Genomic DNA, 13,074 nt, shown 5'->3' with positions numbered 1-13,074 from the left:
TCGATCATGCGTCCGGTACAGCCTGGAACGGGGCTTCTTTATCCGTACGTTCTTTGTTGCCCCAGGCGGCGACACCGACCTTGAGCGCGTAGAACAGGATGCTGAACACCACGAACAGGAACAACACCGTCAGCGTTGCGTTGGTGTAGGCGTTGTAGATCACGTGTTGCATCTGGTCGATGCTCTTGGCCGGGGCCAGGATCTGGCCGTTGGCCAGGGCATCACTGTATTTCTTGGCCAGCGCCAGGAAGCCAATCGCCGGGTTGGCGTCGAACAGCTTGATGAAGCCCGCCGTGGTGGTGCAGATCAGCAGCCAGACAGCCGGCAGCATGGTCACCCAGATGTAGCGTTGGCGTTTCATTTTGATCAGCACGACTGTCGCCAGCATCAGCGCGATACCCGCCAGCATCTGGTTGGAGATACCGAACAGCGGCCACAAGGTGTTGATACCGCCCAGTGGGTCGATCACGCCCTGGTACAACAGGTAACCCCACATCGCCACGCAACCGGCGGTCGCGATCAGGTTGGCGGTCCAGGATTCGGTACGTTTGAGCGCCGGCACGAAGGATCCGAGCAAATCCTGGAGCATGAAGCGACCGGCACGGGTACCGGCGTCTACCGCCGTCAGGATGAACAGCGCTTCGAACAGGATTGCAAAGTGGTACCAGAACGCCATGGTGTTTTCACCCGGCAACACACTGTGCAGGATCTGCGCGATACCCACCGCGAGCGTCGGTGCACCGCCGGCACGCGCCAGGATGGTGGTTTCACCGATGTCATGGGCCACGGCCGACAGCGCTTCAGGGGTAATTGCAAAACCCCAACTGCTGACGGTTTGCGCGACGGTCACCACGTCAGTGCCGACGATCGCTGCCGGGCTGTTCATGGCGAAGTACACGCCAGGCTCAATCACCGAAGCAGCAACCATGGCCATGATCGCCACGAACGATTCCATCAACATGCCGCCGTAACCGATGTAACGGGCGTGGCTTTCATTGGCCAACAACTTGGGCGTGGTGCCCGAGGAGATCAGCGCGTGGAAACCCGAAACCGCGCCACAGGCGATGGTGATGAACAGGAACGGGAACAGACCGCCCTTCCACACCGGACCGGTGCCATCGATGAACTGGGTCAGCGCCGGCATTTTCAGGTCTGGCATGGTGACCAGGATGCCGATTGCCAGGGCAATGATGGTGCCGATTTTCAGGAACGTAGACAGGTAGTCGCGCGGCGCCAGGATCAGCCACACCGGCAGGACTGCGGCAACGAAGCCATAGCCGATCAGCATCCAGGTGATCTGGATCCCGGTGAAGGTGAAGGCCTTGGCCCAGACCGGATCAGCAGCAATCTGCCCGCCCAGCCAGATCGAGCCCAGCAGCAACAGCACGCCGATGATCGAGATTTCGCCGATGCGGCCCGGGCGGATGTAGCGCATGTAGATGCCCATGAACATCGCGATCGGGATGGTCGCCATTACGGTGAAGATGCCCCATGGGCTCTCGGCCAGGGCCTTGACCACGATCAGCGCCAGCACCGCAAGGATGATGATCATGATCAGGAAGCAGCCAAACAGCGCGATGGTCCCCGGAATACGGCCCATCTCTTCGCGAACCATGTCCCCCAGGGAACGGCCGTTGCGACGGGTCGACAGGAACAGCACCATGAAGTCCTGCACCGCACCGGCCAGCACCACGCCGGCAATCAGCCAGAGCGTGCCGGGCAGGTAGCCCATTTGCGCAGCCAATACTGGACCGACCAAAGGGCCCGCGCCGGCAATGGCCGCAAAGTGGTGACCGAAAAGGATGTGTTTGTTGGTCGGCACATAGTCCAGACCATCGTTGTTGACCACTGCGGGGGTGGCCCGCCGTGGATCGAGTTGCATCACGTTATTAGCGATGAACAGGCTGTAGTAGCGATAAGCAACCAGGTAGATGGCCACAGCCGCGACCACAATCCACAAGGCGTTGATCGCCTCGCCGCGGCGCAAGGCCACTACGCCAAGGGCGCACGCTCCTACGATTGCCAGCACCAGCCAGGGTAAGTGGCGTAGCAGGCTATTATTATTTTTCATTTTTATATTCCAGCCAGGGTGGACAGAAAGGACAGCCATTCGGAGTTTAGCGCTGTTGGCCTTAAAGGCCACCCCCCTACGTTGGTCTAGAGCCTTGCAGCGACGAAAAAAGCAGAAAAAAAGGCCCGATGATGGCGCAGGGCTACAATCCTTTTATCCACAGAGGGTTTCACCATGACCGAGCAAGCGTCTGACCGCCGTCGTTTTCGCCGGATTGTTTTTGATGCCAAGACCGAACTTCGGCAAAACGGCAACGAATGGCCAGTGAAATTGGTGGATTTATCGCTCAAGGGGCTGCTGGTGCAGCGCCCCGAAGACTGGAAAGGGAACAAGGCGCTGCCGTTCGACGTCGACATACGGCTGGACCCAAATGCCCATATAAAGATGCAGGTACGCCTTACCCACGAAGAGCATGGTCAGTTGGGCTTCGTATGCAAACACATAGACCTGGATTCGATCAGCCACTTGCGGCGGCTGATCGAGTTGAACCTAGGCGATCAGGAAGAATTGGATCGGGAGCTGGCCGCGTTGCTGGAGACCTGACAGTCCACCTTGGTTTTGCAGTGTTGGTGATTACTCGAACAAGGCATCCAACGCCTGTTCCAGGCGCGTCACCCCAATCACCTGCAACCCCGGCGGCATTTCCTTCGGCGCATTGCCCTTGGGCACGATGGCGCGCTTGAAGCCATGCTTGGCCGCTTCCTTCAAGCGCTCCTGGCCGCTCGGCACCGGGCGCACTTCACCAGACAGGCCGACTTCACCAAACACCAACAGGTCGTGAGGCAATGGCCGGTTGCGCAGGCTGGACATCACCGCCGCCATCAACGCCAGGTCGGATGCAGTCTCCAGCACCTTGACCCCGCCCACTACGTTGAGGAACACGTCCTGGTCGTGGGTCGGAATGCCACCATGGCGGTGCAATACCGCCAGCAACATCGCCAGGCGGTTCTGATCCAGTCCCAGCGTGACCCGGCGCGGGTTGGCCAGATGGCTGTCATCCACCAACGCCTGGACTTCCACCAGCATTGGCCGAGTGCCTTCCCACGTTGCCATCACCACGCTGCCAGGAACTTCTTCCTGGGCGCGCGTCAGAAAAATCGCCGATGGGTTGGAGACTTCTTTCAATCCCCGGTCCGTCATGGCGAACACACCCAGTTCATTCACCGCGCCAAACCGGTTTTTCACCGCTCGCAGCAAGCGCAGGCGGCCATCGGATTCGCCCTCGAAATACAGCACGGTGTCGACCATATGCTCCAACACACGCGGCCCCGCCAGTGCCCCCTCTTTGGTCACGTGGCCGACCAGGAAAATCGCCGTGCCGCTCTGCTTGGCATACCGCACCAGCAGCGCCGCGCTCTCGCGCACCTGGGACACGCCGCCCGGCGCCGATTGCAGTTGCTCGGTGAAAATCGTCTGGATCGAGTCGATCACCATCACCTTGGGCTTTTCGATACGGGCCGTGGCGATGATGCTTTCGATGCAAGTCTCGGTCATGACCCGCAACTGATCCTGGGGCAAGCCAAGGCGCCGGGCGCGCATGGCCACTTGTTGCTGGGATTCTTCGCCGGTGACGTACAGCGCCGGCATGCGGCTGGCGATGCTGCACAGGGTTTGCAGCAGGATGGTGGATTTGCCGATGCCGGGGTCGCCGCCGATCAGCACCACCGAGCCGTCCACCAGGCCGCCGCCGAGCACCCGGTCCAGCTCGCCCGAGGCAGTAGAGAAACGCGGAATTTCTTCGACACTGACTTCGGCCAGGGTCTTGATCTGTGCCTGCTGCCCGGTCCAGCCCGCACGACCAGTGGGCGCCGCAGCACCGCCGCTCTCGATCATGGTTTCAGTCAGGGTGTTCCACGCACCGCATTCGCCGCACTGGCCGGCCCACTTGGGAAAGGTCGCGCCGCACTCGGTGCAGCCGTACATGCGCTTGGCCTTTGCCATTTGAGAACCTCCAACCGAAAAACCGCGATGATAGCTCAGCGCGGCGCCGGGGTCCGGATTTCACCGCTGGCCAATCGCGACGCACTGTTGCCGATCGGGTCTTCGGCGTTGAGGTCCGCGCCTTTGGCTTTCAACTCATCCAGCAACTCGACGCGCTTGAACAGGCCGGCATACATGGCGGCCGTCTGCCCGGCGCCGTTGCGTTGGTCGGGGTTGCAGTCGGTGGCCAGCAGGCGCTGGGCGATTTTCAGCTCGCCCTTGAAGATCGCGCCCATCAGCGCGGTGTTGCCACGTTTGTCCTGCACACAGGCGTCGGCACCCGCATCGAGCAAGCGCGCCACAAACGGGCCCTGGCCGTGGTAGGCGGCGAGAATCAGCGCGGTGTAGCCCTTGTCGTCCTGGGTGTTGAGGCTGTAGCCGGAGTCGATAAAGGTGTTGAGCATATCGAGGTCGCCACGGCGGGCGGCGTCGAAGTAATAATCCTGCAACTGGGCCTTGAGGGCTGCCGGCTCGGGGGATTCGGCATGGGCAACAAAGGCCAGCATGGCCATCAGTAAACCGATAGAAATACGCATGGGATTCTCCTGCCAAGGGTCGACGCCCCAACCAGCGCGTCGACCGTTACCAACGTCAGTCAGTCAGTTTTTCAGCCAGCGCCTTCACGCGGGTCAGGTCACCCTTGGCGACCTTGGCCACGCCCGTGCCGTACGCCGGGTCCGCTTTGTAGAGGAACGACAGGATGATGTGCTTGCTCTCGTCATCGGTAGTGGCCAGGGAGCCGCCGAAGTTGTCGATCAAGTCCTGCTGCTCTTTCTTGGTGTAGGAGCGATACAGATCACCGGCCTGCTTGAAGTTCTGCTCACGCTGGATCTTCGCCTGCTGGGTGCTGCCCACCAGCGCCGACTGGCTGTAGCGCGCGGTTTGCGGCTCTTCCCGTGGCATCAGGCGGCTTGGCTGGTAGTTCACGCCGCTGGTGCTCTTGCCGAAGTTCATCGCGCCATCCTGGTTACCGTTGTTGACGGTGACCCGTGGGGCATTGATCGGCAGTTGCAACGCATTGGCGCCCAGGCGGTACATCTGGGTATCGGCGTAGGAGAACACCCGGCCTTGCAGCAGGCGGTCTTCCGACGGTTCGATGCCCGGCACCAGGTTGGCCGGGGCCATGGCCACTTGCTCGGTCTCCTGGAACACGTTCGCCGGATTGCGGTTCAGCACCATTTGCCCGACTTTGCGCTCGGCCACGTTCGGCCAGATTTTGGTGGCGTCCAATGGGTCGAAATCAAACTTGGCCAAGTCTTCGGGCTTGAGCACCTGCACATACAGGTCCCACTTGGGGAAGTCGCCCTTGTTGATATGGGTGACCAAGTCGTTAGTCATATGACTGTAATCACGCCCCTGCACTTCGGTGACTTGCTTGGGATCAAGGTTCTTGATGCCTTGCAGGCTCTTCCAGTGGAACTTGACGTAGTGCACTTCGCCCTTGGCGTTGATCAACTTGTAGGCATGTACGCCATTACCGTCCATTTCCCGGTAACTGGCTGGCGTGCCGGAGTCCGAGTACAACTCGGTCAGCGTGCGCGTGGCCTCTGGAACATGGGAGAAGAAGTCAAAGCGACGGGAGTCGTCATCCAGGTTGGTGCGCGGGTCCGGCTTGAACGCGTGCACCATGTCCGGGAACTTGATGGCATCACGGATGAAGAACGTGGGGAAGTTATTGCCCACCAGGTCCCAGTTACCGTCAGCGGTGTAGAACTTGGTGGCGAAACCGCGGGGGTCACGCAGGGTTTCCGGGGAGTGGTTGCCGTGAACCACGGCCGAGAAGCGCACAAATACCGGGGTGGCTTCACCCGCGGCGAAGACTTTGGCCTTGGTCAGGTCGCTGAGGTTGTCGGTTACGGTGAAGGTACCGTGGGCACCTGTGCCACGGGCATGCACCACGCGCTCGGGGATGCGTTCACGGTCGAAGCGCTGCAGCTTCTGGATCAGCTGTACATCTTGCAGCAGCACCGGGCCATTGGCGCCAGCGGTTTGCGAGTTCTGGTTGTCACCGACGGCAGCGCCGTTATCGCGGGTCAGGTTGGCGGCCTGCACCGACAGGGAAAGCAGGCTGGCAGTCGCCAGCACCAGCGCGTGTCGCGCCAGCACTGGCCTGCGGCTCATCGAAATTTTCATCAAGGTTTCCTCTGGTTTTTTTATGCACATTCAGTTGTGCTTGCCAGAGGCTAGTGACCCGGGAGTCAGAAGATAAATAGAAAAACCCCACCAGGGCGATTAAGAAATTAATGTGGTAAGCCGCTGAAACAGCGAGTATTTCGCGCGCGATTGATGGCACTTTGCAAACTATTTGCGTTTTAATGTGTCGATTAAAACAGACAGTGTTAGTAGTTGTGTCGCGCAAGCCCACTACGACTGACTTACACTCAGCTCCACCCTTCTAATCTGTAACAAGGAATAACCTATGGGCGTGATCAGTGAGTTCAAGGCCTTCGCGGTCAAAGGTAATGTGGTCGACATGGCCGTCGGTATTATCATCGGCGCCGCTTTCGGCAAAATTGTTTCCTCGTTTGTAGGCGATGTGGTGATGCCGCCCATTGGCCTGTTGATCGGTGGTGTGGATTTTGGCGACCTGGCGATCACCCTCAAGGCGGCTCAAGGCGATGTACCCGCCGTCGTCCTGGCCTACGGCAAGTTTATCCAGAGCGTAATCGACTTCGTGATCGTTGCATTTGCGATCTTCATGGGCGTGAAGGCCATCAACCGCCTCAAGCGCGAAGAGGCCGTAGCACCGAGCCTGCCGCCGACGCCAACCAAGGAAGAGCTGTTGCTGGGCGAGATCCGCGATCTGCTCAAGGCACAGAACGACAACAAGCAGCTCTAACCTGGCCCCGCTTGGAAAAAAGGCGCCTGCTTGAGGCGCCTTTTTTATTACCAGTAGTTTTCCACCGCCACCTGGCCTGGCCGGCGGCTCAGGCTCAGTTGCATGTCGCGCAGCTTGAGCAACTGGCGGGTGTCGTCGACCATCTGCGGGTTGCCGCAAATCAGCACCCGCGAATGCTCCGGGCTCAGCTCGACGCCGGCGGCGCTCTCCAGCTCACCGTTTTCAATCGAGGTGGTAATACGCCCACTCAATGCGCCCGAATAATGCTCGCGGGTCACGATGGGAACGTAGGTCAGTTTGTGGGCGTACTCGGCGAGGTACTCGCGCTCACCCAGCTCCTTGATCAGCGACTGATAGGCCAGCTCCTTGGCCTCCCGCGCGCTGTATACCAGTACGATCCGCTCAAATTTCTCCCAGACTTCGAAGTCCTGCAGGATCGACAAAAACGGCGCGACCCCAGTCCCCGTCGCCAACATCCACAGGTCACGGCCATCGACGAACCGGTTCAGGGTCAAGAACCCCGTCGCCTGGCGCTCCACCATCAAGGTATCGCCCACACGCAGGCGGCTCAGCTCACTGGTGAACTCGCCGCCGGGGACGACAATCGAGAAGAAATCGAGGTGCTCATCAAACGGCGAGGAGACCACCGAATAGGCGCGCCATACCGTGCTGCCATCCGCCTTGGTCACGCCCAGGCGCACGAACTGACCTGCCGTAAAACGGAACCCCGGATCACGGGTGGTGCGCAGCGTAAACAGGCTGGGGGTCAGCGATTGCACATCGAGTAAGGTCTGGCGGGTAAATTTCTCAGCGCTGGCCGTCATGGGGGGCTCCGTTCTACAGGTGCCCTAGTGTCCCTCAAACTCGCGCACGGAAACACCGGTGGTTTGTAGTGGCATCGCCCGGCGACCAAGTAATGGCAATTTAATGGCTATCTAATCAATTAGCTATTAAGCCCTTTGCCCTGGCTGCAAGCACACTCTAAGTTGATTTGGCACACGCGCTTTAACTCACTAAAAAATCGAAAAAAACCAACTAATCAGTTAAACGACTCATTCAAGGCCATGGATGAAAACTTCTTAAACGCCGTCATGCAAGAGCGAAAATTTCCTCTTGCGCTGTAGCTCTTGTCCTACACTTCCTTCCGTGCAGTTTTGGGAATCAGGACGTATCCCATGTCACACAGAATCCATGGAGAGTTACCAATGGTTAACTGGCGCAACACACGACTTGCCAAGCTGCAAGGCGAGAGCGAGGCCACCAGTCTGTTCGAAATGGCCGTCAATCACACCTACGCACTTGGCTTCCAATACTGTTCCTTTACGATGAGTTCACAGCTACCAAACAACCAAACGAAGCCCATCCAAATCAATAACTATCCAGATGAATGGAACAAGCTGTACAACCAGGCCCACTTCTTTGAAATTGATCCCGTGGTGACACATTGCAAACGCTGTGTATTACCGCTTGTCTGGGAGGAAAAAACCTTTAAAGACTCACCCAACTTGTGGTCTCTAGCCCAATCGTTTGGCGTGCATCGGGGCTGGACCCAAGCTGTGCATGATTTCCAGGGCGTGTTCAGCATGCTGACCCTGGGCCGCAGCACCGGTGAAGTCACTCCGGAAGAACTCTACGAAAAAGCCGGCCAGGTCCTGTGGCTGTGCCATGCGATGCATGCAGTCGTGGCGCGGACTTACGCAGACAGGCCCAGCCTCAACCTTGCTAGCAAATTGACCGCGCGCGAAACCGAAATCCTCAAGTGGTCTGCCATGGGCAAGACGGCCGCAGACATTGCCGCCATCCTGTGCCTGTCCGAACGTACGGTGGGCTTTCATATCTGCAGTTGCTTCAAAAAACTGGGGGTCAACAACAAGATCGCCGCCGTGCTCTGTGCCTCGAAAGCGGGGCTGTTTTAACCGACCGTGAAACACCCCATGTAATCCCCGTGGAAAAAACGTAACATTTACGGCCAATTCTGAGTGCTGAGCAGCCCCCAAGGGTGCCGCCCGCTGTTCACTCAGATGGTTGCGCAGATCACTGCCGAACCCCACCGATTACCCAGAGCCTCCCCCGCCATGCCCCTGCTCGACAGCCCCTTCGCCCAGCTCGATCTGATCCGCCAGCCAGAACAACACAACGATCCGCTGCAAGCCTTTGATGCCGCCGACGAGTACCTGCTCAGCCACCTGGCCGAACAACAGCCGAGCGCCGCGACGCGTGTGCTGGTGCTCAATGACAGCTTCGGTGCCCTGGCCGCCAGCCTTGAAAGCCAGGTGCAGGTGACCTCCAGCGGCGACTCGTTTCTCGCCGCCCAAGGCCTGGAGAAAAACCTGGTGCGCAATGGCAAGGCGTTTGATGCAGTGACTTTTGTACCTGCCAACCAACTGCCGACCGGCCCTTTTGACCGAGTCCTGATCCGCGTGCCCAAGACCCTGGCACTGCTGGAAGAACAACTGATTCGCCTGCAAGGCCAACTCGCTCCGGGCGCCGAGGTCATCGCGGGGGCAATGGTCAAGCACCTGCCCCGTGCGGCCGGCGATTTGCTGGAGCGTTACATCGGGCCGATGCAGGCCTCCCTCGCGGTCAAGAAGGCGCGGCTGCTGATTGCCACTGCGCAGGAACGTCCTGCGGCGGTCTCGCCCTACCCCACCCGCTATCACCTTGAAACACCCGCTATCGAATTGCTCAACCACGCCAACGTGTTCTGCCGTGAAGGCCTGGACATCGGCACCCGCGCCTTCCTGCCGCACCTGCCTAAAGGCTTGGGCAGTGCACGCGTGGCGGACCTGGGCTGCGGCAACGGCGTACTGGCGATTGCCAGCGCGCTGCAAAACCCCGACGCGCAATACACCTTGGTCGACGAGTCGTACATGGCCGTGCAATCGGCCCTTGAGAACTGGCAAGCCGCCCTCGGCGAGCGCAAGGTGGCCGTGCGTGCCGCCGATGGCCTGGCCGGCCAGGAGCCCGATTCCCTGGATGTGGTGCTGTGCAACCCACCGTTCCACCAGCAGCAAGTGGTCGGTGACTTCCTGGCCTGGCGCATGTTCCAGCAAGCGCGGGAAGCGCTGGTGGTGGGCGGCGCGCTGTATATCGTCGGCAACCGTCACCTGGGTTATCACAGCAAATTGGCGCGGCTGTTCCGAGGCGTCGAGCAAGTGGCCGCCACCCCGAAATTCGTCATCCTCAAAGCGCGCAAATAAAAAAAGCCCCGCCCTTCCAGAAGAAGAACAGGGCTTGCCCCTCAAGTCAGCAGGCAGCGGGCCGCAAGGCCCGGATCGGGATGTCAGTGAGTGGTCAGGCCGGCCGCATTCATGAACATGCGCATCAGGCTGGCCACGATGAACAAGGCCAGCACACTGCCCGTCCAGATCATCGCCAGCCACCCCAGGCGCCGCCACAGCGGCTGTTTCTCGGCCTGTTCGATCTCGTGCAACGTAGGTTTGCCGGACATGCAACGCCCCTCCTAGTGGTAACCGTCTTCGTGGGTGACCTTGCCGCGGAACACGTAGTAGCTCCAGAAGGTGTAGCCCAGGATGAACGGGATGATGAACAACGTGCCCACCAGCATGAAGCCCTGGCTCTGCGGCGGTGCGGCGGCATCCCAGATCGACACGGATGGCGGGATGATATTTGGCCACAGGCTGATCCCGAGGCCGCTGTAGCCGAGGAAGATCAGCACCAGCGTCAGCAGGAACGGCGTGTAGTGCGCGTTACGCGCCACGGCGCGGATCAGCCCGTACATGGTCACCAGCACCAGGATCGGCACCGGCAGGAACCAGAACAGGTTTGGCAGGGTGAACCAGCGCGAAGCGATTTCCGGGTGCGACAGCGGCGTCCAGATACTGACGATGCCAATTACCGCCAACACCACAAACGCCAATGGACGCGCCAGGTTGTGCATCTTCTCCTGCAAGGTGCCTTCGGTCTTCATGATCAGCCAGGTGCAGCCCAACAGTGCGTAAGCAACGATCAACGCCACGCCGCAGAACATCGTGAAGGGCGTGAGCCAATCCAATGAGCCGCCGGCAAACTGGCGATTGACCACCGGAATCCCGTCGATAAACGCGCCCAGCGCCACGCCCTGGAAGAATGTCGCCGCCAGCGAGCCGCCGATGAATGCCTTGTCCCACAGGTGACGCTTGTGGTCCTTGGCCTTGAAGCGGAACTCGAAGGCCACGCCACGGAAGATCAGCCCGATCAGCATCAGGATCAACGGCAGGTACAGCGCCGACAACACCACCGAATAGGCCAGCGGAAACGCACCGAACAACGCCGCGCCGCCGAGTACCAGCCAGGTTTCGTTACCGTCCCAGACCGGGGCGACGGTGTTCATCATCACGTCACGGTCGACTTTGCCGGGGATAAACGGAAAGAGGATGCCGATGCCCAGGTCGAAACCGTCCATGACCACGTACATCATGATGCCGAAGATGATGATCACGGCCCAGATCAGCGGAAGATCAATACCCATCTCAATTCCCCTTGTGCTGGATGTGGGCGTGGTCGTCATCGCCACTGTCATCGGCGGCCGACAACGGACGTGCCGGTGTGCGTTTCTGGCCAGGACCGCCATGGGTCGGTTCGCTGCCTTCGTGGGTCTGAGGCCCTTTGCGCACCAGGCGCATCATGTAGCCCAACCCGGCGCCGAACAGCGCGAAGTACACCACCACGAACAACACCAGGGTAATCGTCATCTGCGCCAGGCTATGCCCGGATGAGGCATCCGCCGTGCGCATCAAGCCGTAGACCACCCACGGCTGGCGGCCGATTTCGGTGGTGAACCAACCGGCGAGAATCGCGATCAGGCCGGACGGCCCCATCCACAGCGCCAGGTACAGGAACGGCCTGGACGTGTACATCTTGTCGCCGCGACGCAGCCACAGGCTGAACAGACCGGTGAAGATCATCAGGAAGCCCAGGCCGACCATGACCCGGAATGACCAGAACACGATGGTCGAATTGGGGCGGTCCTCGGGCGGAAACTCCTTGAGGGCCGGCACTTGTTTGTCCAACGAGTGGGTCAGGATCAGGCTGCCCAGGTACGGGATTTCCACCGCGTATTTGGTTTTTTCGGCCTTCATGTCGGGCCAGCCAAACAGGATCAGCGGGGTTGGCTCATTGCCTTTGTTTTCCCAGTGGCCCTCAATCGCGGCAATTTTTGCCGGCTGGTGCTCCAGGGTATTGAGCCCGTGGAAGTCACCGATCACCGCCTGGATAGGCGCGACAATCAGGGCCATCCACATGGCCATCGAGAGCATCTTGCGGATCGCCGGGTTGTCCTTGCCGCGCAGTAAGTGCCAGGCCGCCGAAGAACCGACGAAGAACGCGGTCGCCACAAAGGCTGCGGTGGCCATGTGCATCAGGCGGTAAGGGAACGAGGGGTTGAAGATCACCGCCAGCCAGTCGGTCGGAATCACGCGGCCGTCGATGATTTCAAAACCCTGGGGCGTTTGCATCCAACTGTTGGACGCGAGGATCCAGAACGTCGAAATCAACGTACCGACGGCCACCATCACGGTGGAGAAGAAGTGCAGCTTGCGCCCCACCTTGTTCCAACCGAACAGCATCACGCCAAGGAAACCGGCTTCGAGGAAGAAGGCCGTAAGCACTTCGTATGTCAGAAGTGGCCCTGTGACAGCACCGGCGAAGTCCGAGAAGCGGCTCCAGTTGGTACCGAACTGATAAGCCATGACCAGGCCCGAGACCACACCCATGCCGAAGTTGACGGCAAAGATCTTCGACCAGAAATGATAGAGGTCACGGTAGGTGTCGTTGTGGGTCTTGAGCCACAAGCCCTCCAGCACCGCAAGGTAACTGGCCAGGCCGATGGTGATCGCCGGGAACAGGATGTGGAATGAGATGGTGAACGCAAATTGAATTCGGGCGAGATCTAGCGCCTCCAAACCGAACATAAGTCTTCCTCTGTCAGGTAATACCGGCTGCTGGCGGGAGCCTGCACCCACTGCCCCCACGGATATGGAGTGTGGCGAATTTCAATTCGTTTCTTTTTTTAACCAGCCACGTAGGGATTCTGGCCTTGCGGCCGCCAGATCAATCCCCACGCAGGTTTTGATCTGGATCAAGCATTGCTCAAAGAGTAGTCCCATTTTCTGTGTCCAGTTATGTGGTCTTTTGCCGCGTGACAGCTTGCCTCAGCCCAGATCTTGCAACTATTTGTTACAGC

At 59.6% G+C, this 13,074-nt stretch carries 12 protein-coding genes; 4 read left to right on the top strand and 8 right to left on the bottom strand.

Features of this window, described 5'->3' with window-relative positions; all coding sequences use genetic code 11:
* Nucleotides 1-4: 4 nt before the first annotated feature.
* On the bottom strand, nucleotides 5-2,071 hold the full coding sequence (locus tag EJD88_RS09865) for a carbon starvation CstA family protein (RefSeq protein WP_158877860.1): 2,067 nt from the start codon (nucleotides 2,069-2,071) through the stop codon (nucleotides 5-7).
* A 174-nt stretch (nucleotides 2,072-2,245) separates the two neighbouring features.
* On the opposite strand from EJD88_RS09865, the gene EJD88_RS09860 reads away from it, so the two are divergent.
* Complete coding sequence (locus tag EJD88_RS09860) at nucleotides 2,246-2,614, top strand: PilZ domain-containing protein (protein ID WP_158877859.1); 369 nt, start codon at nucleotides 2,246-2,248, stop codon at nucleotides 2,612-2,614.
* A gap of 30 nt (nucleotides 2,615-2,644) precedes the next feature.
* Here the strand turns inward: EJD88_RS09860 and radA are convergent, their stop codons facing one another.
* Genes radA through katB form a run of 3 tightly spaced genes read right to left on the bottom strand, consistent with a single transcriptional unit; the run spans nucleotide 2,645 to nucleotide 6,184 of the window.
* Nucleotides 2,645-4,012, bottom strand: coding sequence for a DNA repair protein RadA (radA, locus tag EJD88_RS09855; protein WP_032884669.1), 1,368 nt, complete (start codon nucleotides 4,010-4,012; stop codon nucleotides 2,645-2,647).
* Between the two features lie 35 nt (nucleotides 4,013-4,047).
* Entirely contained in the window at nucleotides 4,048-4,587 is a 540-nt protein-coding gene (locus EJD88_RS09850) for an ankyrin repeat domain-containing protein (RefSeq protein ID WP_112196800.1), read from the bottom strand.
* A gap of 55 nt (nucleotides 4,588-4,642) precedes the next feature.
* Nucleotides 4,643-6,184 (bottom strand): catalase KatB, encoded by a 1,542-nt coding sequence (gene katB / locus EJD88_RS09845; protein ID WP_158877858.1) that lies wholly within the window; start codon nucleotides 6,182-6,184, stop codon nucleotides 4,643-4,645.
* A gap of 286 nt (nucleotides 6,185-6,470) precedes the next feature.
* On the opposite strand from katB, the gene mscL reads away from it, so the two are divergent.
* A complete protein-coding gene (gene mscL / locus EJD88_RS09840) occupies nucleotides 6,471-6,890 on the top strand; it encodes a large-conductance mechanosensitive channel protein MscL (protein ID WP_099584743.1) in 420 nt (139 codons plus the stop codon).
* A 47-nt stretch (nucleotides 6,891-6,937) separates the two neighbouring features.
* Here the strand turns inward: mscL and EJD88_RS09835 are convergent, their stop codons facing one another.
* Nucleotides 6,938-7,714, bottom strand: a complete 777-nt coding sequence (locus tag EJD88_RS09835) for a ferredoxin--NADP reductase (protein WP_158877857.1) — start codon at nucleotides 7,712-7,714, stop codon at nucleotides 6,938-6,940.
* A gap of 381 nt (nucleotides 7,715-8,095) precedes the next feature.
* Here EJD88_RS09835 and EJD88_RS09830 point away from each other — a divergent pair, with 381 nt between their 5' ends.
* Entirely contained in the window at nucleotides 8,096-8,806 is a 711-nt protein-coding gene (locus tag EJD88_RS09830) for a LuxR family transcriptional regulator (RefSeq protein WP_158877856.1), read from the top strand.
* A gap of 159 nt (nucleotides 8,807-8,965) precedes the next feature.
* A complete protein-coding gene (locus EJD88_RS09825) occupies nucleotides 8,966-10,090 on the top strand; it encodes a methyltransferase (protein WP_158877855.1) in 1,125 nt (374 codons plus the stop codon).
* Nucleotides 10,091-10,173: 83 nt separating this feature from the next.
* On the opposite strand, the gene EJD88_RS09820 is transcribed toward EJD88_RS09825, so the two are convergent.
* The 3 genes from EJD88_RS09820 to EJD88_RS09810 are packed head-to-tail and all read right to left on the bottom strand — an operon-like array spanning nucleotide 10,174 to nucleotide 12,802.
* A complete protein-coding gene (locus EJD88_RS09820; RefSeq protein ID WP_099584739.1) occupies nucleotides 10,174-10,341 on the bottom strand; it encodes a DUF2474 domain-containing protein in 168 nt (55 codons plus the stop codon).
* A gap of 12 nt (nucleotides 10,342-10,353) precedes the next feature.
* Nucleotides 10,354-11,361 (bottom strand): cytochrome d ubiquinol oxidase subunit II, encoded by a 1,008-nt coding sequence (cydB, locus tag EJD88_RS09815; RefSeq protein WP_099584738.1) that lies wholly within the window; start codon nucleotides 11,359-11,361, stop codon nucleotides 10,354-10,356.
* 1 nt (nucleotide 11,362) lies between these two features.
* Complete coding sequence (locus EJD88_RS09810; RefSeq protein WP_099584737.1) at nucleotides 11,363-12,802, bottom strand: cytochrome ubiquinol oxidase subunit I; 1,440 nt, start codon at nucleotides 12,800-12,802, stop codon at nucleotides 11,363-11,365.
* Between the last annotated feature and the right edge of the window lie 272 nt (nucleotides 12,803-13,074).

It is taken from the genome of Pseudomonas sp. PB105 (genome assembly GCF_009764655.1).
Classification (GTDB): Bacteria; Pseudomonadota; Gammaproteobacteria; order Pseudomonadales; family Pseudomonadaceae; genus Aquipseudomonas; species Aquipseudomonas cyclaminis.
The sequence above is the reverse complement of the archived record's forward strand: the minus strand, read 5'-3'. Positions and strand labels throughout refer to the sequence as shown.